At 73.1% G+C, this 23,796-nt stretch carries 22 protein-coding genes; 15 read left to right on the top strand and 7 right to left on the bottom strand.

Translation table 11 applies throughout. From position 1 onward, the window contains the following. The first annotated feature begins 148 nt into the window (after positions 1–148). From IG05_RS0118920 to IG05_RS0118910, 3 genes are all read left to right on the top strand, one after another. Positions 149–1,216, top strand: coding sequence for a PP2C family protein-serine/threonine phosphatase (locus IG05_RS0118920; protein WP_030344045.1), 1,068 nt, complete (start codon positions 149–151; stop codon positions 1,214–1,216). Between the two features lie 205 nt (positions 1,217–1,421). After that, positions 1,422–2,762, top strand: coding sequence for a hypothetical protein (locus IG05_RS0118915; RefSeq protein ID WP_030344044.1), 1,341 nt, complete (start codon positions 1,422–1,424; stop codon positions 2,760–2,762). 65 nt (positions 2,763–2,827) lie between these two features. Next, the gene (locus IG05_RS0118910; RefSeq protein ID WP_199808342.1) at positions 2,828–3,394 is read left to right on the top strand and encodes an NUDIX hydrolase; all 567 of its coding nucleotides are present in this window, start codon (positions 2,828–2,830) and stop codon (positions 3,392–3,394) included. Here IG05_RS0118910 and IG05_RS0118905 read toward each other — a convergent pair. Further along, positions 3,391–3,651: a hypothetical protein gene (locus tag IG05_RS0118905; RefSeq protein ID WP_030344041.1), complete on the bottom strand. Its 261-nt coding sequence runs from the start codon at positions 3,649–3,651 to the stop codon at positions 3,391–3,393. The genes IG05_RS0118910 and IG05_RS0118905 overlap by 4 nt on opposite strands. Positions 3,652–3,847: 196 nt before the next feature. After that, positions 3,848–4,708, bottom strand: a complete 861-nt coding sequence (locus IG05_RS0118900; protein WP_030344039.1) for a 3-hydroxybutyryl-CoA dehydrogenase — start codon at positions 4,706–4,708, stop codon at positions 3,848–3,850. Positions 4,709–4,880: 172 nt separating this feature from the next. Between IG05_RS0118900 and IG05_RS0118895 the strand changes: the two genes are divergently transcribed. After that, complete coding sequence (locus tag IG05_RS0118895; protein WP_234335923.1) at positions 4,881–6,179, top strand: glycoside hydrolase family 10 protein; 1,299 nt, start codon at positions 4,881–4,883, stop codon at positions 6,177–6,179. On the opposite strand, the gene IG05_RS0118890 is transcribed toward IG05_RS0118895, so the two are convergent. After that, positions 6,176–6,373, bottom strand: a complete 198-nt coding sequence (locus IG05_RS0118890; RefSeq protein ID WP_030344036.1) for a DUF1918 domain-containing protein — start codon at positions 6,371–6,373, stop codon at positions 6,176–6,178. The genes IG05_RS0118895 and IG05_RS0118890 overlap by 4 nt on opposite strands. A 19-nt stretch (positions 6,374–6,392) precedes the next feature. Beyond that, positions 6,393–7,304 (bottom strand): DMT family transporter, encoded by a 912-nt coding sequence (locus tag IG05_RS0118885; RefSeq protein WP_030344034.1) that lies wholly within the window; start codon positions 7,302–7,304, stop codon positions 6,393–6,395. On the opposite strand from IG05_RS0118885, the gene IG05_RS0118880 reads away from it, so the two are divergent. The 3 genes from IG05_RS0118880 to IG05_RS0118870 all read left to right on the top strand — a co-directional run bounded on the left by IG05_RS0118880 (position 7,303) and on the right by IG05_RS0118870 (position 9,888). Continuing rightward, a complete protein-coding gene (locus tag IG05_RS0118880) occupies positions 7,303–8,769 on the top strand; it encodes a PLP-dependent aminotransferase family protein (RefSeq protein ID WP_030344032.1) in 1,467 nt (488 codons plus the stop codon). The genes IG05_RS0118885 and IG05_RS0118880 overlap by 2 nt on opposite strands. Before the next feature lie 11 nt (positions 8,770–8,780). Further along, positions 8,781–9,221 carry a GNAT family N-acetyltransferase gene (locus IG05_RS0118875; RefSeq protein WP_030344031.1) on the top strand — a complete coding sequence of 147 codons (441 nt, stop codon included), beginning with the start codon at positions 8,781–8,783 and terminating at the stop codon, positions 9,219–9,221. A 73-nt stretch (positions 9,222–9,294) separates the two neighbouring features. Beyond that, positions 9,295–9,888: a histidine phosphatase family protein gene (locus IG05_RS0118870; RefSeq protein ID WP_030344029.1), complete on the top strand. Its 594-nt coding sequence runs from the start codon at positions 9,295–9,297 to the stop codon at positions 9,886–9,888. On the opposite strand, the gene IG05_RS0118865 is transcribed toward IG05_RS0118870, so the two are convergent. After that, positions 9,870–10,340 (bottom strand): DUF6314 family protein, encoded by a 471-nt coding sequence (locus IG05_RS0118865; RefSeq protein WP_030344027.1) that lies wholly within the window; start codon positions 10,338–10,340, stop codon positions 9,870–9,872. The two genes, IG05_RS0118870 and IG05_RS0118865, sit on opposite strands and share 19 nt — an antisense overlap. 119 nt (positions 10,341–10,459) lie before the next feature. On the opposite strand from IG05_RS0118865, the gene IG05_RS0118860 reads away from it, so the two are divergent. Continuing rightward, positions 10,460–12,940: an alpha-L-arabinofuranosidase C-terminal domain-containing protein gene (locus IG05_RS0118860; RefSeq protein WP_030344026.1), complete on the top strand. Its 2,481-nt coding sequence runs from the start codon at positions 10,460–10,462 to the stop codon at positions 12,938–12,940. Between the two features lie 60 nt (positions 12,941–13,000). On the opposite strand, the gene IG05_RS43765 is transcribed toward IG05_RS0118860, so the two are convergent. Beyond that, positions 13,001–14,863, bottom strand: a complete 1,863-nt coding sequence (locus IG05_RS43765) for a caspase, EACC1-associated type (RefSeq protein WP_051790044.1) — start codon at positions 14,861–14,863, stop codon at positions 13,001–13,003. Beyond that, entirely contained in the window at positions 14,860–15,285 is a 426-nt protein-coding gene (locus tag IG05_RS42380; protein ID WP_051790042.1) for an effector-associated constant component EACC1, read from the bottom strand. The genes IG05_RS43765 and IG05_RS42380 overlap by 4 nt, the downstream gene beginning before the upstream one ends. Before the next feature lie 273 nt (positions 15,286–15,558). Here IG05_RS42380 and IG05_RS0118845 point away from each other — a divergent pair, with 273 nt between their 5' ends. The 7 genes from IG05_RS0118845 to IG05_RS0118815 are packed head-to-tail and all read left to right on the top strand — an operon-like array spanning position 15,559 to position 23,794. Continuing rightward, a complete protein-coding gene (locus tag IG05_RS0118845; protein WP_030344021.1) occupies positions 15,559–18,120 on the top strand; it encodes a YfhO family protein in 2,562 nt (853 codons plus the stop codon). 23 nt (positions 18,121–18,143) lie between these two features. Then, positions 18,144–19,094 carry a glycosyltransferase family 2 protein gene (locus tag IG05_RS0118840; RefSeq protein ID WP_030344019.1) on the top strand — a complete coding sequence of 317 codons (951 nt, stop codon included), beginning with the start codon at positions 18,144–18,146 and terminating at the stop codon, positions 19,092–19,094. After that, positions 19,094–19,462 carry a GtrA family protein gene (locus IG05_RS0118835; RefSeq protein ID WP_030344018.1) on the top strand — a complete coding sequence of 123 codons (369 nt, stop codon included), beginning with the start codon at positions 19,094–19,096 and terminating at the stop codon, positions 19,460–19,462. The genes IG05_RS0118840 and IG05_RS0118835 overlap by 1 nt, the downstream gene beginning before the upstream one ends. A 45-nt stretch (positions 19,463–19,507) precedes the next feature. Further along, positions 19,508–20,536 carry an N-acetyl-gamma-glutamyl-phosphate reductase gene (gene argC / locus IG05_RS0118830; protein WP_030344016.1) on the top strand — a complete coding sequence of 343 codons (1,029 nt, stop codon included), beginning with the start codon at positions 19,508–19,510 and terminating at the stop codon, positions 20,534–20,536. Further along, a complete protein-coding gene (argJ, locus tag IG05_RS0118825; protein ID WP_030344015.1) occupies positions 20,533–21,687 on the top strand; it encodes a bifunctional glutamate N-acetyltransferase/amino-acid acetyltransferase ArgJ in 1,155 nt (384 codons plus the stop codon). Before argC ends, argJ begins: the two co-directional genes overlap by 4 nt. Next, the gene (gene argB / locus IG05_RS0118820) at positions 21,684–22,589 is read left to right on the top strand and encodes an acetylglutamate kinase (protein ID WP_030344014.1); all 906 of its coding nucleotides are present in this window, start codon (positions 21,684–21,686) and stop codon (positions 22,587–22,589) included. Before argJ ends, argB begins: the two co-directional genes overlap by 4 nt. Then, positions 22,586–23,794 carry an acetylornithine transaminase gene (locus IG05_RS0118815; protein ID WP_030344012.1) on the top strand — a complete coding sequence of 403 codons (1,209 nt, stop codon included), beginning with the start codon at positions 22,586–22,588 and terminating at the stop codon, positions 23,792–23,794. The genes argB and IG05_RS0118815 overlap by 4 nt, the downstream gene beginning before the upstream one ends. The last annotated feature ends 2 nt before the right edge of the window (positions 23,795–23,796 follow it).

Below are 23,796 nucleotides of genomic sequence, written 5' to 3'. Positions count from 1 at the left end.
TAAATGCGGGTCGGGTCACGGGAGCTGACTCGTTCGGGTGGCAACCGAGGGCGATCCGACCCGCCCGGGTCATACCGTCGACAGAATCGGACCGGCCTTTCGGGGTCGGTCCGTCTCTCTGTCAGGGCCCACATGGGGGACCAGAGGCATGATCCGCATCAAGGCACGGGCGCCCACCGGGCGGGGGATCGTACTGCCCACCGCCTGGGGAGCCGTCGCGGTCGGCTACAAGCTCGGCTGCCCGCTCGCCCAGCAGGACGGGATCGGGGCGCGCATCGTCACCAGCGCGGTGTTCTTCGCCGTCGGCACCGGCCTGATATTCCATGTGCGCCGTGCCCTGCTGCGGGAGCTGCGGCTCGCCCGGCGGGCGGCGCGCGCCGCGCAGAACGTCGTCCTGCGTCCGCTGCCGCCGCGGCTCGACGGGATCGACGTCGCCGCCGCCCAGCTGTCCGCCGACCGGGGCGCGAGCGTCGGCGGTGATCTCTACGAGGCCATCGCCACCGAGCACGGGGTGCGGGTGGTCATGGGGGACGTACGCGGGCACGGTCTGGCCGCCCTCGGCACCGTCGCCGCCCTCCTCGGCAGTTTCCGCGAGGCCGTCCACGACGAGCCCGAACTGGGCCGGGTGCTCCGCAGACTGGACCGCGCCCTCGCCCGCCACCTGCGCGAACGCGCCCGCGCCGAGCATCCCGCGAACGGCGCCGCCGACCTCGACCACCCGGTCGCCGAGGAGTTCGTCACCGTACTCCTGCTGGAGATCGGCCGCGACGGCGAACTGCGCGTCCTCAACTGCGGGCACCCGTGGCCGTACGTGCTGACGGGGGCGCGGGTCGAGCAGCTGTCCTGTGCGGACCCCCTCCCGCCGCTGGGGCCGTTTCCGCTGCCGGCGGAGCTGGCGGCCGAGTCCTGCGGCCGGCTGCTTCCGGGGGAGTCCCTCGTGCTGTTCACCGACGGTGCGGAGGACGCGCGGGACGCGCAGGGCAGGTTCTTCCCGCTGCCCGCGGTGTTGCGTGACGCCGTGAGCGACCAGCCGGTGTCCCCGCAGGCGGTGCTGCGCACCCTCTTCAGGGCCCTCCTGCGGCACACGGCCGGCAGACCGGCGGACGACGTGGCCCTGCTGGTCCTGCGCAACGGCCGGACGAGGGGGGCGCTGTCCTACCCGGGGGCACGGGCGTGCCAGACCCCGACGCACCCGCAGCCGTCGACGCACCGCTAGCCCACGCCGTGCCCGTCCCGGCCAAGCCACCGTCGTTCGAGGGGGAGCCGGCGGCTTGGCCGGCCTCTTGCGAGGCACCTCAGTCAACCGAACCGGCACCTTCCGCGACAGCGCGCACACCGTCCGGGTCCACGCACTCGGTTCACACCCCGTGTGAACGGGTTCGCACTACGCTGACCGCACCAGGCCACTCGGGGGGCATCCCATGCAGCCCAACACTCTGCTCGACGCCATCCTGGACGAGGCGGGCGTCTCGCACGCCGGCCTCGCCGCCCACGTCAACCAGGCGGGCCGCAGACGCGGACTCGCCCTGCGGTACGAACACACCGCCGTGGCCCGCTGGCTGAAGGGCCAGCGGCCCCGCGGTCAGGTGCCCGACCTGATCTGCGAGGTGCTGGCGGCCCGGCTCCGGCGGCCCGTCACCCTGGACGACATCGGGCTCGGCGTGCCCGGGGAGCCGAGCACCCCGCACGCCGGTTCGCTGGGCGGGTTCGTGGAGCGGGCGACCGCACTGTGGCGGTCGGACGAGCAGCAGCGGCCCCATGTGCTGGGCGCGCCGGCCGTCACCGGGACACCTGCCGTGATGCCGGTGTGGGAGTGGGAGAACCCGCCCGAGGACGTGGACGTCTCCCGGGGCGGCCGGCACCCGGTCACGGCGGCCGACGTCGAACTGCTGCGGGCCGCCCGGACGCACTACGAGCAGATGTACCGCAAGGCCGGCGGTATCGCGACCCGGACGCGGATCGTCGGGTTCCTCAACACCGAGGCCGCGCCGCTGCTGCGCGGCAGTTACACCGATGCCACCGGCCGCCAACTGCACCGGGCGACCGGCGGGTTGGTGGCGATCGCGGGCATCTGCGCCTACGACTCCGACGCGCACGGACTCGCCCAGCGCTACTTCCACCAGGCGCTGCGGCTGGCGAAGGCGAGCGGGGACCGGGGACTCGGCGCCTACGTCATCGCGCTGCTGGTCAACCAGTCGCTGTTCATGCGGGAGTACCGGCAGGCCGTCGCCTTCGCCGAGGCCGCGCTGCGCACCGCCGGCCGGCACATCACCCCGGCGCTCGCCTCCGACCTGTACGCGATGCAGGCCAAGGCGTACGCGCACCTCGGGGACGGCGGCAGCGCGCTGTCCTGCATCCGGCGGGCGGAGACGGCCGCCGAGCGGATCCGGCGCGGCTACGAGCCCGATGAGACCGGGTACGTCCAGCCGGGCCTCGTCAATGTGCAGGTGGCCGAGGCGCTGCTCAGCCTCGGTGAGCTCGCCGCGGCCGGGGAGCACGCGGCGGCGGCCGTCGGCAACCCCGCCCACGACCGGGGGCGGGTGCACCGGCTGGCCATGCTCAGCACCGTCGAACTGCGTCAGGGCAATGCCGAGAAGGCCGTGGCCACCGCCGTGCGGATGGCGGAGCAGGCCCGCGGAATGGAGTCCCAGCGGCTGCGCGACCGACTGCGCGCGGTCCGCGAGCACCTGGTGCGCTGCGGCTCGGCCGGCACCGCCGAAGCCGCCGAACTCATCGACGGCGCACTGTGCGTGCCGCTGTAGGCCCACTGTAGGCGCACCGTCCCTGCTGCGATATTGCCACTTACTCGGCGGAAGGTGGCAGAACCGTGCAGTGGACGAAACAGAACGAACAAACTGTGTATGAGAACCGCTGGTTCAGCGTCAATCTCGCAGATGTCGAGCTGCCGGACGGCCGGCACCTCGACCACTTCCTGATCCGGCTGCGCCCGGTGGCCGTGGCCACGGTGGTCAACGAGGCCAACGAGGTGCTGCTGCTGTGGCGGCACCGCTTCATCACCGACAGCTGGGGCTGGGAGCTGGCCGCGGGCGTGGTCGAGGACGGCGAGGACATCGCGAGCGCGGCCGCCAGGGAACTGGAGGAGGAGACCGGCTGGCGGCCGGGGCCCCTGCACCACCTGATGAGCGTGGAGCCGTCCAACGGCCTCACCGACGCCCGGCACCACGTCTACTGGTCCGACCGGGGCGAGTACGTGGGGCATCCCGTGGACGACTTCGAGTCGGACCGGCGGGAATGGGTCCCCCTCAAACTCGTCCCCGACATGATCGCCCGTGGGGAGGTCCCGGCCGCCAACATGGCGGCCGCGTTACTCCTGCTGCACCACCTCAGGCTCGCCGAGGGCCAGGGGGCCGGCGGCTGGGGTGCGGGCCGCTAGTGGCCCGCCAGCGCCTGCCAGACCGTCACCACGAGCGCGCCGAGCGCGGTCAGCGCGGCGAGCGAGGGCAGGGGCCAGCGGGTGTGTTCCAGCGAGGCCATCCGGGAGTTCAGCTCGTCCAGTTCCTTGGCGGACTCCTCGGTGCGGTGACGCAGCAGAGCCAGCCCTCCCTCGACGCGGGCGTAGGCCACGTCGAGGCGGCGCCGTAACTCTGCGAGTTCTCCCTGGACCACGGGATGCTGCGGATCGGCGGTCACGGGTCCGCTCCTTTCGGTAGTCGACACGGGTGGTTCCGCATCCCTTTGCATGCGCATGAAGAGTCAACTCGCCTGGTGGGCGCGTGGGGAGCGTGTGTGACGGGCATATGCGTGCCCGGCGCGCACACGGTGTGTGAAACAGCTGGGCCCGGCACCGGATTCCGGTGCCGGGCCCACAGGGCGTCGCTCTTCGTAATCAGCCGTAGGTGTAGAAGCCCGAGCCGGTCTTCCGGCCCAGCCGGCCCGCCTCGACCATGCGCTGGAGCAGCGGGGGAGCGGCGTACAGCGGCTCCTTGTACTCGGCGTACATGCTGTTGGCGATGGAGACGATGGTGTCCAGGCCGATCAGGTCGGACAGCTTCAGCGGGCCCATCGGGTGGGCGCAGCCCATCTCCATGCCGTTGTCGATGTCCTCGCGGCTCGCGATGCCCGACTCGAACATCCGGATCGCGGACAGCAGGTAGGGCACGAGCAGCGCGTTCACCACGAAGCCGGAGCGGTCCTGGGCGCGGATGGCGTGCTTGCCGAGCACCTTCTCGGCGAAGACCTGGGCCCGGCTGAGGGTGCCCTCGGAGGTGGTGAGCGCCGGGATCAGCTCGACCAGGCTCTGCACCGGGGCCGGGTTGAAGAAGTGGATGCCGACGACGTGGTCCGGGCGTGAGGTGGCGACGGCCAGCTTCACCAGCGGGATCGAGGAGGTGTTGGAGGCGAGGATGGCGTCCGGCCGGGTCACCACCTGGTCGAGCACCTGGAAGATCTCGGTCTTGACCTGCTCGTTCTCGACGACGGCCTCGATCACCAGGTCCCGGTCGGCGAACTCGCCGAGGTCGGTGGTGAAGCTCAGCCGCGCCTGCGCGTCGTCCCGCTCCGCCTCGCTGATCTTCCCGCGCTCGGCGGCCTTGGACAGGGAGTTGAACAGCCGGGTACGGCCGATCTCCAGGGCTTCGCCGGTGGTCTCGGCGACCCTCACGTCCAGTCCCGCGCGGGCGCACACCTCGGCGATGCCCGCGCCCATCTGGCCGCAGCCCACGATCCCGATGCGCTCGATGTCGGTCACATCGTCCCCTTCGCTGAAGTTTCCGGCTCGCTGGCAGACCTCCGGGTTCGGCGCCTGCTCCGATCGTGCACGTTACCGCCAAGTATCGATGATCGATCGTCCGGGTGGGGGCATCCTGAACCGCGGAACGATCCGTGACGGAGCGGATCCGGAGCGTTTTGGGGGTGTGCCGATGGGGCGCATGTCTCGGCGGGTCTTCGCACTGGCCGCCCTGTCCACGCTGGTCACCGCCCCGGTCGTGGCCCCGGCCGGGGAGCCGGCCGTTCCCGCCCCGGGCGCCGCGGCCGGCACCCGCCGGGGTGCGACCACCGAACTGCGGGGCGTGTGGATCGCCACCGTCGCCAACCGGGACTGGCCCTCGCGGCCCGGCCTCCCCGCGAGCGCCCAGCGCGAGGAGCTGACCGCCCACCTCGACCGGGCGGTCCGCGACCGGCTCAACACGGTGATCCTCCAGGTGCGGCCCACCGCCGACGCGCTGTGGCCGTCGCCGTACGAGCCCTGGTCCGAGTACCTCACCGGCACCCAGGGCCGCCATCCCGGCTGGGACCCGCTCGGCACCGCCGTCGCCGAGGCGCACGCCCGGGGCCTGGAACTGCACGCCTGGTGCAACCCGTACCGGATCGCCAACCACACCGACCCGGGCCGGCTGGCCGCCTCGCACCCGGCGCGCAAGCACCCCGACTGGGTGGTGCCCTACGGCGGCCGGCTCTACTACAACCCCGGTCTGCCGGAGGTCCGCGCCTTCGTGCAGCAGGCCATGCTCGACGCGGTCGCCCGCTACCCGGTGGACGCCCTCCACTTCGACGACTATTTCTACCCCTACCCGGTCGCCGGCCAGACCTTCGACGACGACGAGGCGTACGACCGCCACGGCGGCGCCTTCGCGAGCCGGGCCGCCTGGCGGCGGGACAACATCGACCGGCTGGTACGCGAGACGGCCGCCGGCATCCGGCGGGTCCGGCCCGGCACCCGGTTCGGGATCAGCCCCTTCGGCGTGTGGCGCAACGCGTCGACCGACGCGCGCGGCTCCGACACGCAGGCGGGCGTCGAGACGTACGACGATCTGTACGCGGACACCCGGAAGTGGGTGCGCGACCACTGGATCGACTACATCGTCCCGCAGCTGTACTGGCACATCGGCTACTCCGCCGCCGACTACGCCCGGCTCGTGGCCTGGTGGGCGCAGGCCGCCCAGGGGACGAAGACCCGGCTGTACATCGGGGAGGCGCTGTACCGGGCGGGTGCGGCGGGGCAGCCCGCGGCCTGGCAGGACCCGGCCGAGCTGTCCCGCCACCTCACTCTCGCCGCCCGGTACCCACAGGTGGGCGGGCATGTGTTCTTCGCCGCCAAGGATCTGGCGGACGACCGGATCGGGGCCATGGCCCGGGTGGTCGCCGACCACTACCGGGGGCCGGCGACACCGCGTGTCCGGGGCCTCCAGGAAAGGCGGGGCCTCTCGGAAAGGCCCTAGTGCCGGCGCTGGTCCTCGTGCCTGACCTGGCAGTCGGGGCCGGGGGACATGATCGCCTCGTGCCCGTCGTCGAAGCGGACGCGGTAGGGCGGGTTGCCGTTCTCGCCCATCACCTCGACGACCTCGGAGACCTGGTCGTGCTGGCCCACCACCCTGCCGTGCTGGACGAGCTTGTCGCCCTTGGATGCGCGCATCTGCCGGCCCTCCTCACGCTCACGCCCGCTGGGTGACGGCGATGCACACGAGCACGGCCAGGGCGGTCAGGGGAGCGGCCACCGTGAAGTGCTCGCCCAGCAGCAGCGCCGACCACACCAGTGTGAGCAGGGGCTGGGCCAACTGCAACTGGCTGGCCCGCGGGATGCCGATGGCCGCCATGCCCCGGTACCAGACGAGCAGCCCGAAGAACGTCGAACCGACCGCCACCCACACCAGGCCGGCCACCCCGTGGACGCTCAGACGCACCGGTTCGTACGACAGCGCCACCGCCGCGGCCGGCACGGTCAGCGGCAGGCACAGCACCAGCGCCCAGCCGATGACCTGCCAGCCCGGCATGACCCGGGCCAGCCGGCCGCCCTCGGTGTACCCGGCCGCGCACACCAGCAGCGCCCCGAACAGGTAGCCGTCGGCCGCGGTGACCGCGCCGCCGCTCTGGCCGGCGGTGAAGGCGAGCACGGCCACCGCGCCCGCCACGGCCGCCAGCCAGAACCGGCGGGAGGGCCGGGTGCCGGTGCGCAGCGCCGACAACACGGCCGTGGTCAGCGGCAGCAGCCCCACCACGACGGCCGCGTGGGCGGTGGTGGACGTCCGCAGGGCGAGCGTGGTCAGCATCGGGAAGCCCAGCACCACGCCGGCGGCGACGACGGCGAGACCGGCGAGGTGGCGCCGCGCGGGCAGCGGGACCCGCAGGGCGAGCAGGCAGCCGCCGGCCACCAGGGCGGCGAGGACACCGCGCACCGCGACCAGCGACCACGGGCCGAAACTCTCCAGGCCCCAGGCGGTCGACGGGAAGGTCAGCGAGAAGGCGACCACGCCGAGGGCGGCCTGGGCGGTGCCGAGTCCCCGGAGCTCCCGGGGAGCACCGACTGCTATCGGGCTGGCGGTAGTAGCGCTACTCTGTGTTCTCATGCAACAGCGTAGCAGTGTCGGTGAACTGGCAGGGCAGCTCCGCAGAGAGCTCGACCGCTACTCTCCAGGTGGAAAGCTCCCGTCGAGCCGGGCCTTGGTCGAGCGTTTCCGGGTCAGCCCGGTGACCGTCTCCCGGGCGCTCGCCCAGCTCGCCGCCGAGGGCCTGGTCGTCACCCGGCCGGGCGCCGGCGCCTTCCGGGCCCGGCCGCACAGCCCGGAGCCGGCCGCCGGGGACACCTCCTGGCAGGAGGTCGCGCTGAGCGCCGACGGCACCACCGACCTCGTACCGCGCACGGTGGACGCCTCCGGCGTCACGGTCTCGCTGGCCGCGCCGCCGCCCGGGGTGCTGGAGTTCAACGGCGGGTACCCGCACCCCTCCCTCCAGCCGGAGCGGGCCATGGCGGCGGCGCTGGCCCGGGCCGGCCGGCGGCCCGGCGCCTGGGGCAGACCGCCGCTGGAGGGGCTGCCGGAGCTGCGGGAGTGGTTCGCGCGCGGCATCGGCGGCGCCGTCACCGCGGCCGAGGTGCTGATCGCGGCGGGCGGCCAGGCCGCGCTGGCCACCGCCCTGCGCGCGCTCGCCCCGCCCGGCGCGCCCGTGCTCGTGGAGTCGCCCACCTACCCGGGCATGCTGGCTCTCGCCCGCGCGGCCGGCCTGCGGCCCGTCCCGGTGCCCGTGGACCCCGACGGGGTACGGCCCGAGCTGCTCGCCGACGCCTTCCATGCCACCGGCGCCCGGGTCTTCGTCTGCCAGCCGCTGTTCCAGAACCCCACCGGTGCCGTGCTGGCGCCTGCCCGGCGCGCCGAGGTGCTGCGGATCGCCCGCGAGGCCGGCGCGTTCATCGTCGAGGACGACTACGTCCGCCGGCTCGTGCACGCCGACGCGGGACCGCTGCCCCGCCCGCTGGCCGCCGACGACCCGGACGGCGTCGTCGTCCACGTCGGCTCGCTGACCAAGGCCACCTCGCCCAGCTTCCGGGTGAGCGCCCTGGCCGCGCACGGGCCGGTCCTGGAACGGCTGCGCGCCATCCAGGTCGTGGACAGCTTCTTCGTCCCCCGGCCGCTCCAGGAGGCCGCCCTGGAACTCGTCGGCTCCCCGGCCTGGCCGCGCCACCTGCGGGCCCTGTCGGCCGAGCTGAAGACCCGCCGCGACACGATGACGGGCGCGCTCGCCCGGCAGCTGCCCGAGCTCGTCCTGCCGCACGTCCCGTCCGGCGGCTACCACCTGTGGCTGCGGCTGCCCGACGGCACCGACGAGGGGGCGCTGACCGCGGCGGCCCTGCGCGCCGGCGTCGCCCTCACCCCGGGCCGCCCCTACTTCAGCGCCGAACCCCCGGCCGCCCACCTGCGCCTGAGCTTCGCGGCGGTGGCCGGCACCGGGGAGATCGCGGAGGGCGTCCGGCGGCTGCGGACGGCGTGCGACGAGGTCCTGGCAAATCCGCTCGCCCGCGAACGGGCCGCCCTGTGATGATCCACCCCATGAGCGACACACCGGTTCTCCCCGACGGCTACGAGTTCTCCGCCGACACGGCCCGCGTCGACGTCGGCCGCGTGCACGGCTGGCTCTCCTCCGACGCGTACTGGGCGATCGACCGGCCGCGTGAGCGGCACGAGCGGGCGATGGCGCACTCGCTGAACTTCGGGGTGTACGACACGGTCTCGGGCGAGCAGGTGGCGTACGCGCGCGTGGTCACCGACCAGGCGCTGTTCGCGTGGCTCGCCGACGTGTACGTCGACCCGTCGGTGCGCGGCAAGGGCATCGGCACGGCGTTCGTCGGCCGCATCCGCGACCACCTCGCGCCCCTCGGGGTGCGCCGGGTGCTGCTGGCCACCCACGACGCGCACGGGGTGTACGCCAGGCTGGGCTTCCGGCCGCTGGACCGGCCCGACCAGTGGATGGTGCACACCCCCGTCGGGTAAGTCTGCGCATACCTCTGGTAACTCCGCGGTAACACCCCTTGACCTGCACCTCCCGGCGGCTCACCATCACCGCATGCCACTGAGGGTGACGTTCGTCGCCGCCGCGCGGGGTGCCCCGCTGCTCGCGGAGCGCTTCGAGGACGACCGGCCGCTGGACCAGGCCGGCTGGGACGAGGTGCAGCGCGTCGCCGGGGAGCTGCTGCCGCTGGCGGCGGCCGAGCTGCGCTACTGCTCGCCGACCCCGTGCAGCCGGGCCACCGGCGACGCCCTGGGGTACGCCCCGCTGGTCCAGCTCGCGCTGCGGGACTGCGACATGGGCCGCTGGCGCGGGCTGACGCTGGGCGAGGCGATGGCCCGGGAGCCGGAGGCGGTGGACTCCTGGCTCGCCGACCCGCGTGCCACCCCGCACGGCGGCGAGTCCCTGCTGGCGTTCATCTCCCGGGTCGGCGGCTGGCTGGACACCCGGCCGGTGGGCGACGGCGACCGGATCGTCGCCGTGGCCGAGCCGTCCGTGATCCGGGCGGCCCTGGTCTACGCCCTGAAGGCGCCGCCCTCCAGCTACTGGAACATCGACGTCCGCTCGCTGTCCGCGACCACGGTCACCGGCCGTTCCGGCCGCTGGAACCTCCGGCTCGACGGGATCCCGGCTCAGCGCTCGCGCACGTAGTCGGTGGTCAGGACCAGGTCCTTCGCCGGGCCGCCGACCCGCCACACCGAGCGCCAGCGGTCGGCGTCCCGGACGGTGAACTCGCCGCGGTAGAGGTCGGCCGAGCAGGGGTGGTCGGCGACCCAGTGGCCGGTGGTCAGGTCCAGTTCGTGGAAGGGCCGCCCGTCGGCGAACCGCACCCGGGCCCGGCCCGGCGCCGGCCCCGGCAGGAAGCGCAGCGTCCGGGTGGCCGGCCGGGCCGTTCCGTGCCAGGTGAAGGTGCCGGACTCCGTGTGCAGCAGCCCGCCGCCGTCCAGCGCGGCGAAGACGGTGGTCCCGCTGAAGCGGCCCTCGGTGCCGCTCGCAAGGTCCCGCACGGTGCGTTCGGCGCGCCAGCTTCCGGCCAGGTGGGCCAGGACGTCCGGAACCGGCCAGAACTCCCGCGTGTCGCGGTGCGGCGTCAGCACATCCATGAGGCGAGCTTACGGGCCGCCGCGCCCGCCCCATTGACGTGCTCATACCCCTTCCCTATCTTGCCGTTCGAAGTGCTGACCAATGTCTGATATTTCGAACATCGAGCCGCGGAGTATCCATGTCACGCACCACCCGCCGGAGAGTCGGCCTGGGCGCGAGCGCCGTCCTGCTCGCCACGGCCGCGCTCCCCGCCCCCGCCCACGCCGAGGACACCACCGACTACGCGATCACCGTCGACCCCGCCGCCACCGGGCCGAAGATCGACAAGACGATGTACGGCGTCTTCTTCGAGGACATCAACCGCGCCGCCGACGGCGGCCTGTACGCCGAACTCGTGCAGAACCGGTCCTTCGAGTACTCCGCCGACGACAACGGGTCGTACACCCCGCTGACCGCCTGGACGGTCTCCGGCGCCGCCCAGGTCGTGAACGACTCCGGCCGGCTGGCCGAACGGAACCGCAACCACCTCGCCCTGGGCGCCGGCTCCGCCGTGACCAACGCCGGCTACAACACCGGGATCGCGGTACGGGACGGCGAGACGTACGACTTCTCGGTCTGGGCCCGCGCCGGGGCCGGCGGCGCCCTCACCGTCACCCTCCAGGACTCCGGCGGCACGCTCGCCACCGCCCGGCGGATCGCCGTGAAGAAGAACGGCTGGGCCCGGTACAAGGCCGCCTTCGTGGCCACCCGCACCAGCACCACCGGCCGGCTCACCGTGGCCGCGGACGCGGCGACCAGCCTGGACATGGTGTCCCTCTTCCCGCGCGACACCTACCGGCACGAGCCGAACGGACTGCGCAAGGACCTCGCGGAGAAGGTCGCCGCCCTGCATCCGGGCTTCGTCCGCTTCCCCGGCGGCTGCCTGGTCAACACCGGTTCCATGGAGGACTACAGCGAGACGTCCGGCTGGCAGCGCAAGCGCGCCTACCAGTGGAAGGACACCATCGGCCCGGTCGAGACCCGCGCCACGAACTCGAACTTCTGGGGCTACAACCAGAGCTACGGCCTCGGCTACTACGAGTACTTCCGGTTCGCCGAGGACATCGGCGCCATGCCGCTGCCCGTCGTGCCGGCCCTCGTCACCGGCTGCGGCCAGAACCAGGCCGTCGCCGACGACGCCCTGCTCAAGCGGCACATCCAGGACACCCTCGACCTCGTCGAGTTCGCCAACGGACCGGTGACGAGCGAGTGGGGCAGGAAGCGCGCCGAGATGGGCCACCCAGAGCCGTTCCACCTCACCCACATCGAGGTCGGCAACGAGGAGAACCTGCCGAACGAGTTCTTCGCCCGCTTCCGGCAGTTCCGCGCGGCCGTCCAGGCGAAGTACCCGTACGTGCGGGTGATCTCCAACTCCGGCCCGGACGACGCCGGTCCGACCTTCGACACGGCCTGGAAGCTGAACCGGGACGCCAAGGTCGACATGGTCGACGAGCACTACTACAACAGCCCGCAGTGGTTCCTGCAGAACAACGACCGCTACGACTCCTACGACCGCTCGGGCCCGAAGGTCTTCCTCGGCGAGTACGCCTCCCAGGGCAACGCCTTCAAGAACGGCCTCGCCGAGGCCGCCTACATGACCGGCCTGGAACGCAACGCGGACGTCGTCGAGCTCGCCTCGTACGCCCCGCTGTTCGCCAACGAGGACTACGTGCAGTGGAGCCCGGACATGGTGTGGTTCAACAACCACGCGTCCTGGGGCTCGGCCGACTACGAGGTCCAGAAGCTGTTCATGACCAACGTGGGCGACCGGGTGGTGCCCAGCACGGCCACCGGCACCCCGAGCCTGAGCGGCCCCGTCACCGGCGCCGTGGGCCTGTCCACCTGGAACACCAGCGCCGCCTACGACGACGTGAAGGTCACCGCCGCCGACGGCAGCACGCTGCTCAGCGACGACTTCTCCGGTGACGCCGCGCGGTGGACCCACACCGGCACCGGCAGCTGGACCGTGCAGGACGGCCAGTACGTCCAGACGGACGACACCGCCGAGAACACCATGGTCCAGGCCGGCGACGCCGGCTGGCACGACTACGACCTGCACGTGAAGGCCACCAAGAAGTCCGGCCAGGAGGGCTTCCTCGTCGCCTTCGGCGTCAAGGACACCGGCAGCTACTACTGGTGGAACCTGGGCGGCTGGAACAACACCCGGTCGGCGGTCGAGCAGGCCGTGGACGGCGGCAAGTCGACGCTGGTCGCCGAGGCCGGGTCGATCGACACGGGCCGCGCCTACGACATCGACATCAAGGTGCGGGGCCGCCGGGTCACCCTCTACCTCGACGGCAAGGAGTGGGGCGGCTTCACCGACGACAAGCCGGCCGAGCCGTTCCGCCAGGTCGTCACCCGGGACGCGAAGACCGGCGAGCTGATCGTCAAGGTCGTCAACGCCCAGCCCGCCGCCGCCCGTACGGCCATCGACCTCGGCACCGCCCGGGTCGCGGCCAAGGCCCAGGTGACCACACTGGCCGCCGCACCGGACGCGGTCAACACCGAGACGTCCACGGCGGTCGCCCCGCGGACGTCCACCCTCACCTCGGTCGCGCGGAAGTTCACGTACACCTTCCCCGCGAACTCCGTCACCTTCCTGCGGATCAAGCAGAAGTGACCTCGGCCGCGGGCCGCCGCCCCGTCGGCGGCGGCCCGCGCCCCCGCCCGCCCCCACCTCTCAGCGGGCGACCGGCCAGAAACGGATCTCGCGATCGGCACAGGCACTCGCCAGGAGCGTGCCGTCGGCGGAGAAGGCGACGGAGTGAACGGCGCCCGTGTGGCCGACGAGGGGGCGGCCGAGCGGTGCCGGCTTCGCCGGGTCGGTCAGGTCCCAGAGGCGGACCGCCTTGTCGGCACCGGCACTGGCCAGGATCCTGCCGTCGGCGGTCAGGGCGAGGCAGTAGACCGCGTCCGTGTGACCGGCCAGGGGAGCGCCGATCCGGGTCGGGTGCGCGAGGTCGGTCACGTCCCACAGGCGGACCGTCCGGTCCCCGCCCGCGCTGACGAGGATCTTGCCACCGGGGCTGAACAGCACGCTGTGGACGCGGTTCCTGTGGCCGGGGACGCGTGCGCCCACGGTGGCCGGCGGGGTGGCCACGTTCCACAGCAGGATCGAGTCGTCGGCGCCGCCGGTGGCCATCAGGCTCGGGTCGGGACTGAACGCCACGGAGAGCACGGCATCGGTGTGGCCGGTACCGGGACGGCCCATCGGTGCCGGTCGCGCGGGGTCCGACACGTTCCACAGGCGGAGCGTGCGGTCCGCGCTGCCGCTGGCCAGGACGGTGCCGTCGGGGCCGAAGGCCACCGAGAAGACCGCGTCCGTGTGGCCGGTCAGCCGGCTCAGCGCCCTCGGCCTCGCCGGATCGGTCGTCTTCCAGAGCCGGACCACGTCGTCGTTGCCGGCTGCGGCCAGCAGGCCGCCGTCGGGACGGAACGCCACCGTGTCGACGTCGTCCGTGGCGGCGAGGGAGCCGAGCGGTGCCGGCTTCGCCGGGTCGGCCGCCGTCCAGAGCCGGACCCGGCGATCGGATCCGCCGCTGGCCAGCACCTTGCCCCCAGGGCGGAACACCACCGACTGGACGGGGCCCTCGTGCCGGGCCAGCCCGGGGGCACCGGTCACCTGGACGGCGGGGGAGCCGCTCGGCGACGGTCCGCCGGCCCCCGATGCGCCGTGGCCGGACCCGTCGCCGACCAGCCAGGCCAGGGCGGCGGTGCCGAGCGCCAGCCCGGCGGCGGAGCCCGCGATCAGGAAGCCGCGCCGGGTCCCCGGGGCGGGCGGCGCTCCCGCGGGGTGCGGCGGGTCGCCGGGGGCCGCCGCGGAAGGCGGGCCCTTCACCAGGGTCAGCCCCCCGGCCGTGTTCATCACCCGCCGCTGGGGCAGGGGCAGCGACCGCGCGAGGAGGTGGTGGTGCACCGTGTCGAACGACGCGTCGAGGGTGAGCGGCTCCGGGCGGTGCAGCGCGGCGAGCAGCGCCTCGGTGAAGGCGGTGTGGGTCGCGCCCGGTACGGCCCGCGAGGGCTTGGTCGCCGAGGACGAGGCGAGGACGTACGTGCCGGCGATGTCGATCTGCCCGCCGATCAGCGCCTGTGCGTCCGCCATCGGCCCGGTCGCCCGGCCGGAGAAGCAGCAGTCCAGGACGAGCACCCTGATCGCCGCGGGACTGTCGGCCATCGTCTCCCGCAGGACGTCGTACGGAAGCGCGGTCACGCCCGGCCGTGCCGGGTCGGTCCGGCACACGGACAGGTGGAGCCTGCCCCGGCCGTCGACGACTCCGTGACCGGCGTAGTAGACGAGCAGGACGTCCGTGGCCGCGCCGGCCGCCTCGGCCACGGGGACGTCGATGTCCCCGGGGGCCCGGGGTTCGTCGACCACCGCACAGTGCCCGGGCGGCACCGTCCCGTTGACCGGATCCGTGAGGGCCGCCCGGAGGGCGGTGAGGTTCGCCCGCACCGCCGGGATCCCGGGCAGCCCGGGGTGCTCGTACCGGCTCGCGCCGATCAGGACGGCCCGCGATCCGGCCGGATCCGGGAGCCGGGTCACTGCGGCGACCCCTCCCCGTCCGTGCCCGCCTCCCCGTCCGCCAGCAGCCGCTCGACGGCCTCCGCCAGCGCGGAGACGTCGACGCGCTTGCCGTCCACCTCGACGGTGCGGCCGTTCTCGTCGGTGACGGTGATCCGCAGGTCGGCCCGGCGGTGCGGGAACCAGGTGGCCAGGGCGCCGGCCAGCGCGCCGACCGCGACCGCGCCCACGCCGCCGGGGCCGATGGCCACCACCAGGGCGTCCAGCCCCGCGCCCATCTCACCCGGACCGATCGGGGCGTGTTCGGCACGCACCCGGCCGCGCAGCGCGTCCTCGTGCCGCAGCCAGTCGAAGAGGGATCTCAGTTCGTCGGCCCCGTGGTCGGTCTCGCCGGAGCCGGATGCCGCACGGACGCGCAGCAGTCGGGATGTCGCCGGTGTCACCCGCTCATCATGCCGTGCGGCGGCCGGCACCGGGCCGGAACCCGGCACTTCGCCCTCTCGCACCGGACACGGCAGGCCCGGCACCCGGCGGGTTCACCCGGAAAACACCCCCCGGAAAACCTTCGTTTTCCCGAACACCCGGGAATTCACGAGGTGTTTCCCGCATTCACCGGAACTCACGCCACTTTTTGATGAGCACACAACCATGCGGAAAGGAGCCCCGTCTAAGTCGGCGAAATCGACGAAATGAATTCGCTGGGGGCCACCCGACACATGGAACGCTCGCTCTCGCCCCGTGCGCCGCGCCCGGCCGCCGCCCTCTTCGCCGCGGCCGTCACGATCACCGCCTTCTGCGCCGGTGACGCGCTGGCGCGCGCCTACCCCTTCGGCCCCCGCACCCGCAGCGTCAACGACCTCGGCAACCAGTACGTGCCCTTCCACGCCCACCTGTGGGACCTGCTGCACGGCAGGGCCCGGGGCGGCCTCCTCGTCAACTGGCAGTCCGGCTACGGCGTGAGCTTCCTGCCCGACCTCGGCACCTACCTCGGCAGCCCGTTCGCCCCGCTCGTCGCGCTCTTCCCGCGCGACCGGATCGACCTCGCCGTCTACGCCGTCACCGTGCTGAAGACCGCCTCGGCCGCCGCGGCCATGGCCTGGCTGCTGCTCACCCTGCGCCCCGGCCACCGGTGGGCGGCCGGGCTGCTCGGAGCCTCGTACGCGCTGTGCGGCTGGAGCCTGGCCGACGCCTCCTACAACCCCATGTGGCTCGACGGCCTGATCGCCCTGCCCCTGCTGTGCCTGGCCGGCGAACGCGCGCTGGCCGGACGCCGGATCCTGCCCGGCGTCCTGATCGTCGCCCTCGCCTGGACCGCCAACTTCTACACCGCCTACATGGCGACCCTCGGCGCCGCCCTCGTCCTGCTGCTGCGCCTGCTGCTCACCCGCCCGACGCGCCGGCAGGCGCTCGCCACGGCCGGCCGCGCCGCCCTCACCACCGCCCTCGGCGTGGGCCTGGCCGCCCCGCTGGTCGCCGTCGTCTACTTCGGCACCCGGCACGCCTACCCCGGCCGGGTACGGCAGTTCGCCCCGGTGCCCGCCGAGGACCTCGCCGCCCGGCTGCTGCCCGCGACCTACGGCTTCGGCTCCCCGGCCCTCTACGTCGGCCTGACCGCCCTGCTCCTGGCCCTCGCGCTGCCCTTCCACCGGGCGGTCCCGGCCCCGGTGCGCACCGGCTGGACGGCACTGGTGCTCACGGTGGCCCTGTCCCTCCAGTGGGGCCCCACCCACCTGGTCTGGCACGCCTTCGCCACCCCGCAGGGCAGCCCCTACCGGCAGGCGTTCGTGCTGTGCGGCCTGCTGGTCATCGCCGCCTGGCACGCCCTGGCGTACGGCGTCCCCGACCGGCGCGCGCTCGGCGCCGCGGCCGCGCTGCTGGCGCTGGCCGTCCTCGCCGCCGGCCGCAGCGCGCTGGTCGGCTGGTACACCTGGCCGGTCCTGCTGCCCGCCCTCGCGGGCGCCCTCGGCGGACTCGTCCTGCTGGGCCGCGCCGGGCGGCGCACCCGGCTCGCCGGACTGGCCGTCGTCCTGCTGCTCGGCGTGCAGGTGGGCGAGAGCGCCGCCACCTCCGCCCTGGCCACCCGGATGCGCCTCGCGCACATGGACGACTACGCGCCCTGGGGCGAGCGGCAGGCCGCGCAGGCGGCGGCGATCGCCGGCGCCGACGGCTGGCCCCGGTACCGCACCGACCCCGGCCGCGAGCAGACCGTCGGCAACGACCCGCTGCTGGTGGGCGGCGAGGGCGCCCAGTACTACAGCAGCCTGACCCCGGACGTCCTCAGCCGCACCCTCACCGCGCTGGGCGACGGCTGGACCTCGCGCGGCCGGAGCGTGCAGAGCCTGGACAACGCCGTCACGGACGTCGTCTTCTCGGTCGGCGCCCGGGTGCACTCCCCGCCCGACCCGCACCAGAAGCACGTGCCCCCGGGCGGCGGGCCGGTCACCGTCACCCGGCGGGCCGTACCGCCCCTGGTCACCGTCCGGGCCGCACCCGACGGCAGGCCCTTCGGGCCGTCGCCGTACCGCAACCAGGAGCTGCTGCTGGGCAGCCGCGTCTACACCCTGCCCCGGGTCACCGTGCACGACGACGGCGGGCGGCCGGTCCCGAGCCGCCGGGTCGGCACCGGGAACGCCCTGGCCCGGCCCGTGATCACCGCCCGGTGCCCGGCCGGCACCCAGGTCCACCTGTGGGCCCCGCACTTCTCCGGCACCGCACGGCTCGCGGGCGCCGGCGCACTTGCCCGGTACCGGTACGTGTTCCCGCGCAACCGCGCCGCCATGGAGCCGCTCGGCCCGGCCCCCGCATCCGGGCGGCTGCGCATCGAGCTGACCCCGGACCGGCCCGGCCGCATCCCGCCCGGCGCCGTCGGCTGCCTGGACACCGCGAGGCTGGACGCCGCCGCGGCCCGGCTGAAGACGACCGGAGCCACCCGGGTGACCGTTTCCGACGGCACCCTGCGGGCCCGGCTGCCCGCCGGCAGCAGGGGCACCGCGGTCGTCGCGGTGCCCCGGACCGCCGGCTGGCGGTGCGCCACCGGGGACGGGCCCGAGCGCCCCGCCGGGGACTTCCACGGTCTGATCGCCGTCCCCCTGGACGGCACCGCCACCACGCTGACCTGCACCTTCCATCCACCCGGCCTGCGTCTGGGCACGACCGTGGGGGCCGCCTCGCTGCTCGCCCTCGTCCTGCTCACCGCCGTCGGCGCCGTCCGTCGCCGGCGTGGCCCGGTGCCGCCCACGACCACATCACCGCGCGAGCGCGTGACCACCGCTTCCTGACCGCGCCCAGGGGGGATTTCCGCATGCTGATATCGATCGTCGCGCCCTGCTACAACGAGGAAGACGTCCTCACCCGCTTCCACCGGGAGGTCCAGAAGGTCGCCGAGGAACTGCTGCCCCTCGGCCACGACATGGAGTTCGTGTACGTGGACGACGGCAGCCGGGACCGTACCCTCGCCGTCCTGAAGGAGCTGGCGGACCTCGACTCCCGGGTGCGTTACGTCTCCTTCAGCCGCAACTTCGGCAAGGAGGCGGCCCTGCTGGCCGGCCTGCGGCACGCCTCGGGCGACTCGGTGATCGTCATGGACGCCGACCTCCAGCACCCGCCGGCGCTGATCAAGCGCATGGTCGAGCTGCGCGAACAGGGCCACGACCAGGTCATCGCCCGGCGCACCCGCACCGGTGACCGGCTCACCAGGACCTTCACCGCGCGCCTGTACTACCGGCTCGTCAACCGCCTGGTCGACGTCGAACTCGTCGACGGCGTCGGCGACTTCCGGCTGCTGTCGCGCCGGGTGGTGGACGCGGTGCTCGCCCTCACCGAGTACAACCGCTTCTCCAAGGGCCTGTTCGCGTGGGTGGGCTTCCCGAGCACCACCTTCGAGTACCGCAACGCCGCGCGCGAGGCCGGCCGCAGTTCCTGGAACCTGCGCGGCCTGCTCAACTACGGCCTCGACGGCCTGCTGTCCTTCAACAACCGCCCGCTGCGCGCCGCGCTCTGGCTCGGGGTGGGCCTGCTGCTGTGCGCCGGCCTCTACACCGCCTGGATCGTGGGCGCCGCGCTCGTGAACGGCGTCCAGACCCCCGGCTATGTGACCATCATCACCGCCGTGACCGCGCTCGCGGGCGTCCAGATGGTCATGCTGGGAGTCATCGGGGAGTACACCGGCCGCATCTACTACGAGGTGAAGGGGCGCCCGCACTTCCTGGTGAAGGCGACCAATGTGGAACGGACGAAAGATCTCATTCCCTGATGCGGCAGATCCTGACCTTCGCGGCGGTGGGCGTCGTCAACACGGCGGCCTATTACTGCCTCTACCTCCTCTTCCTGACCGGCCTTCCCTATCTCGCGGCGCACGTGCTGGCCTTTCTGCTCAGCATGGTCGGATCCTTCTTCCTGAACGCTCGCTTCACCTACCGGATCCGGCCCACCTGGCGGAAGTTCCTGCTGTTCCCGCTGACGAACGTGACCAACCTCGTGATCACCACGGCCGGGGTGTACCTGATCGTGGACGTCCTGCACGCCGGCAGCCGCTTCGCCCCGCTGCTCGCCTCGGCCGTGGCCGTCCCCGTCACCTTCGTCGTCTCCCGCTGGGTCATGCTCCCCAAACCCATTGCATAAACGTGCAGCGATACGTATAGTCATGCCATCCAGAGGAGGGTGGACATGGCGGTACGTGCGGCGGTGGCCGGAGCGAGCGGATACGCGGGCGGAGAGGTCCTGCGCCTGCTCCTCGCGCACCCCGAGGTCGAGATCGGTGCCCTGACCGGCAACTCCAACGCCGGACAGCGGCTCGGCGCGCTCCAGCCGCACCTGCTGCCGCTGGCCGACCGGGTGCTGGCCGAGACCACGCCGGAGGCGCTCGCCGGGCACGACGTGGTCTTCCTCGCGCTGCCGCACGGGCAGTCCGCCGCCGTCGCCGAGCGGCTCGGCCCCGACGTCCTCGTGATCGACATGGGCGCCGACTTCCGGCTGAAGGACCCGGCCGACTGGGAGAGCTTCTACGGCTCCCCGCACGCCGGCACCTGGCCCTACGGCCTCCCCGAACTTCCGGGCGCCCGCGCCGCGCTGGAGGGGTCCAAGCGCATCGCGGTGCCCGGTTGCTACCCGACCGCCGTCTCCCTCGCCCTGTACCCGGCCTACGCGGCCCACCTCGCCGGTCCCGAGGCGGTGGTCGTCGCCGCCTCCGGCACCTCCGGCGCGGGCAAGGCGCCCAAGCCGCACCTGCTCGGCAGCGAGGTCATGGGCTCCATGTCGCCGTACGGCGTCGGCGGCGGCCACCGGCACACCCCCGAGATGATCCAGAACCTGAGCGGGGTGGCGGGCGAGCGGATCGCGGTCTCCTTCACACCGACCCTCGCGCCGATGCCCCGCGGCATCCTCGCCACGTGCAGCGCCAGGGCCGTCGCGGGGGTCACGGCGGACACGGTCCGCGCCGCCTACGAGAAGGCCTACGCCGACGAGCCCTTCGTCCACCTGCTCCCCGAGGGCCGGTGGCCCGCGACGGCGTCCGTGCACGGTTCCAACGCCGTTCAGGTGCAGGTCGCGTACGACGCGTCCGTGGGCCGCATCATCGCGATCAGCGCCATCGACAACCTGACCAAGGGCACCGCGGGCGGTGCCGTCCAGAGCATGAACATCGCCCTGGGTCTCCCCGAGACCACCGGGCTTTCCACGATCGGAGTCGCACCGTGAGCGTCACGGCAGCCAAGGGATTCACGGCGGCGGGCATCGCCGCCGGGATCAAGGAGAACGGCAACCCCGACCTGGCCCTCGTGGTCAACAACGGGCCCCGCCGTGCCGCCGCGGGCGTCTTCACCTCCAACCGTGTGAAGGCCGCACCGGTGCTCTGGTCCGAGCAGGTGCTCAAGAGCGGCCAGGTCTCGGCCGTCGTCCTGAACTCGGGCGGTGCCAACGCCTGCACCGGCCCCAAGGGCTTCCAGGACACCCACGCCACCGCCGAGAAGGCCGCCGAGGCGCTCGGCCGCGGCGCCATCGAGGTCGCCGTCTGCTCCACCGGCCTGATCGGCGTGCCGCTGCCCATGGACAAGCTGCTCCCGGGCGTCGCGACGGCCGCCGCCCAGCTGTCCGAGCACGGCGGCGAGAAGGCCGCCATCGCCATCAAGACCACCGACACCGTCCACAAGACGTCCGTCGTCAGCAGCGGGGACGGCTGGACCGTCGGCGGCATGGCCAAGGGCGCCGGCATGCTCGCCCCGGGTCTCGCCACCATGCTCGTCGTCCTCACCACCGACGCCGACCTCGGCAACGAGGAGCTGGACAAGGCGCTGCGCGCGGCCACCAAGGTCACCTTCGACCGCGTCGACTCCGACGGCTGCATGTCCACCAACGACACGGTCCTGCTGCTCGCCTCCGGTGCCTGCGGCGTCACCCCCGGCTACGACGAGTTCGCCGAGGCCGTCCGGCAGGTCTGCGACGACCTCGGCCGGCAGCTCATCGGCGACGCCGAGGGTGCCAGCAAGGACATCAAGGTCGAGGTGGTCAACGCGGCGAGCGAGGAGGACGCGGTCGAGGTGGGCCGCTCCATCGCCCGCAACAACCTCCTGAAGTGCGCCATCCACGGCGAGGACCCCAACTGGGGCCGCGTGCTCTCCGCCATCGGCACCACGAAGGCCGCCTTCGAGCCGGACCGGCTGAACGTCGCCATCAACGGCGTCTGGGTGTGCAAGAACGGTTCTGTCGGCGAGGACAGGGAACGGGTGGACATGCGCTACCGCGAGGTCCACATCGTGGCCGACCTCGCGGCGGGCACCGAGACCGCGACCATCTGGACCAACGACCTGACCGCCGACTACGTCCACGAGAACAGCGCCTACTCCTCATGAGCACTCGCAAGCACACGGCCCTGCCGAAAGCCCAGATCCTCATCGAGGCGCTGCCCTGGCTGGTCAGGCACAACGGCCGGACGGTCGTCATCAAGTTCGGCGGCAACGCCATGGTCGACGAGGACCTGAAGGCCGCGTTCGCCCAGGACGTGGTGTTCCTACACCACGCCGGCCTCAAGCCGGTCGTCGTGCACGGCGGCGGCCCGCAGATCAGCGCCGCCCTCGACAAGCACGGCATCGTCAGCGAGTTCAAGGCGGGCCTGCGCGTCACCACCGAGGACGCCATGGACGTCGTACGGATGGTGCTCGCGGGGCAGGTCCAGCGCGAGCTGGTCGGCCTGCTCAACCGGCACGGCCCGCTCGCCGTCGGCCTCACCGGCGAGGACGCGCACACCATCACCGCCACCAAGCACCAGCCCCGGATCGACGGCGAACCGGTCGACATCGGCCGGGTCGGCGAGATCACCGCGATCGACACGGGCGCCATCGAGGCGCTGCTCGCCGACGGCCGCATCCCGGTCGTCTCCTCGATCGCCCGTTCCCAGGACGACGGACATGTCTACAACGTCAATGCTGATACGGCTGCTGCGGCACTCGCTGCGGCACTGGGCGCCGAAACCCTCATGGTCCTCACCGACGTCGAGGGCCTCTACGAGGACTGGCCGAACAGCGACGAGGTGATCAGCCGCCTCACCGCATCCCAGCTGGAGAAACTCCTGCCGGAGCTGAGCTCCGGCATGGCGCCGAAGATGGAGGGCTGCCTGCACGCCGTGCGCAACGGCGTGACGACCGCCCGCGTCATCGACGGCCGGGTCCAGCACTCGATCCTGCTGGAGATCTTCACCGACGAGGGCATCGGCACCATGGTCGTGCCCGACAAGCCTGAGGGGGACGCACAGTGACGGGCAATCAGGAGCTGACCCAGCGGTGGCAGGGCGCGCTCATGAACAACTACGGCACCCCGCGCCTGCCCCTCGTCCGCGGCGAGGGCACCCGGCTGTGGGACGCCGACGGCAAGCAGTACCTCGACTTCGTCGGCGGCATCGCCACCAACGCCCTCGGCCACGCGCACCCCGCGATCGTGGAGGCCGTGAGCGGTCAGATCGCCTCCCTCGGCCACATCTCCAACCTCTTCCTGGCCGAGCCCACCGTCGCCCTCGCCGAACGGCTGCTCCAGCTCTTCGGACGGGAGGGGCGGGTCTTCTTCTGCAACTCCGGCGCCGAGGCCAACGAGGCCGCGTTCAAAATCGGCCGGCTCACCGGGCGCACGCACATGGTCGCCGCCGACGGCGGCTTCCATGGGCGCACGATGGGCGCCCTCGCCCTCACCGGCCAGCCCGCCAAGCAGGAGCCCTTCCTGCCGCTGCCCGGCGAGGTCACCCACGTCCCCTACGGCGACGCCCAGGCGCTGGCCGCCGCGGTGACGGAGGAGACGGCCCTCGTCGTCATCGAGCCGATCCAGGGCGAGAACGGCGTCGTCGTGCCCCCGGCCGGCTACCTCAAGGCCGCCCGCGCGATCACCGCCGCCACCGGCGCCCTGCTGGTCCTGGACGAGGTGCAGACCGGCATCGGCCGGACCGGCACCTGGTTCGAGTACCAGGCCCACGAGGGCGTGCTGCCCGACGTCGTCACCCTCGCCAAGCAGCTCGGCGGCGGGCTGCCGCTCGGCGCGACCGTCGCCTTCGGCCGTGCCGCGGAACTGCTCCGGCCCGGCCAGCACGGCACCACCTTCGGCGGCAACCCGGTCGCCTGCGCCGCCGGACTCGCCGTGCTCGACACGATCGCCGGCGAGGACCTGCTCGACAACGTCAAGCGGCAGGGCGAGCGGCTGCGGGCGGGAATCGAGGCGCTGGACCACCCGTTGATCGATTATGTCCGGGGCGCGGGCCTGCTCCTGGGTATCGTGCTCACCGGGCCGCGCGCACCGCAGGTGCAGCAGGCGGCCCAGGAGGCCGGGTTCCTGGTGAACGCGCCCGCCCCCGACGTCGTACGGCTCATGCCGCCGCTCAATCTCCGCGACGACGAGGCGGGTGCGCTGCTCCGGGCGCTGCCCGGCATCCTCGACGCAGCTGGCCCTGTGGATGGGGACGGACGATCCGGAGAATGAGA

Source organism: Streptomyces sp. NRRL S-1022 (genome assembly GCF_000720135.1).
In the GTDB taxonomy this organism is placed as follows: Bacteria; Actinomycetota; Actinomycetes; order Streptomycetales; family Streptomycetaceae; genus Streptomyces.
The sequence above is the reverse complement of the archived record's forward strand: the minus strand, read 5'-3'. Positions and strand labels throughout refer to the sequence as shown.

Bases quoted from the DNA above. Each gene is read 5' to 3' on its own strand.
- IG05_RS0118885 (WP_030344034.1), bottom strand. From the start codon at position 7,304: ATGAGAACACAGAGTAGCGCTACTACCGCCAGCCCGATAGCAGTCGGT.
- IG05_RS0118870 (WP_030344029.1), top strand. From the start codon at position 9,295: ATGCCACTGAGGGTGACGTTCGTCGCCGCCGCGCGGGGTGCCCCGCTG.
- IG05_RS0118920 (WP_030344045.1), top strand. From the start codon at position 149: ATGATCCGCATCAAGGCACGGGCGCCCACCGGGCGGGGGATCGTACTG.
- IG05_RS0118835 (WP_030344018.1), top strand. From the start codon at position 19,094: ATGCGGCAGATCCTGACCTTCGCGGCGGTGGGCGTCGTCAACACGGCG.
- argB (WP_030344014.1), top strand. From the start codon at position 21,684: ATGAGCACTCGCAAGCACACGGCCCTGCCGAAAGCCCAGATCCTCATC.
- IG05_RS0118880 (WP_030344032.1), top strand. From the start codon at position 7,303: ATGCAACAGCGTAGCAGTGTCGGTGAACTGGCAGGGCAGCTCCGCAGA.
- IG05_RS0118915 (WP_030344044.1), top strand. From the start codon at position 1,422: ATGCAGCCCAACACTCTGCTCGACGCCATCCTGGACGAGGCGGGCGTC.
- IG05_RS0118875 (WP_030344031.1), top strand. From the start codon at position 8,781: ATGAGCGACACACCGGTTCTCCCCGACGGCTACGAGTTCTCCGCCGAC.
- IG05_RS0118895 (WP_234335923.1), top strand. From the start codon at position 4,881: ATGGGGCGCATGTCTCGGCGGGTCTTCGCACTGGCCGCCCTGTCCACG.
- IG05_RS0118845 (WP_030344021.1), top strand. From the start codon at position 15,559: ATGGAACGCTCGCTCTCGCCCCGTGCGCCGCGCCCGGCCGCCGCCCTC.
- IG05_RS0118860 (WP_030344026.1), top strand. From the start codon at position 10,460: ATGTCACGCACCACCCGCCGGAGAGTCGGCCTGGGCGCGAGCGCCGTC.
- argC (WP_030344016.1), top strand. From the start codon at position 19,508: ATGGCGGTACGTGCGGCGGTGGCCGGAGCGAGCGGATACGCGGGCGGA.
- IG05_RS0118890 (WP_030344036.1), bottom strand. From the start codon at position 6,373: ATGCGCGCATCCAAGGGCGACAAGCTCGTCCAGCACGGCAGGGTGGTG.
- IG05_RS0118865 (WP_030344027.1), bottom strand. From the start codon at position 10,340: ATGGATGTGCTGACGCCGCACCGCGACACGCGGGAGTTCTGGCCGGTT.
- IG05_RS0118840 (WP_030344019.1), top strand. From the start codon at position 18,144: ATGCTGATATCGATCGTCGCGCCCTGCTACAACGAGGAAGACGTCCTC.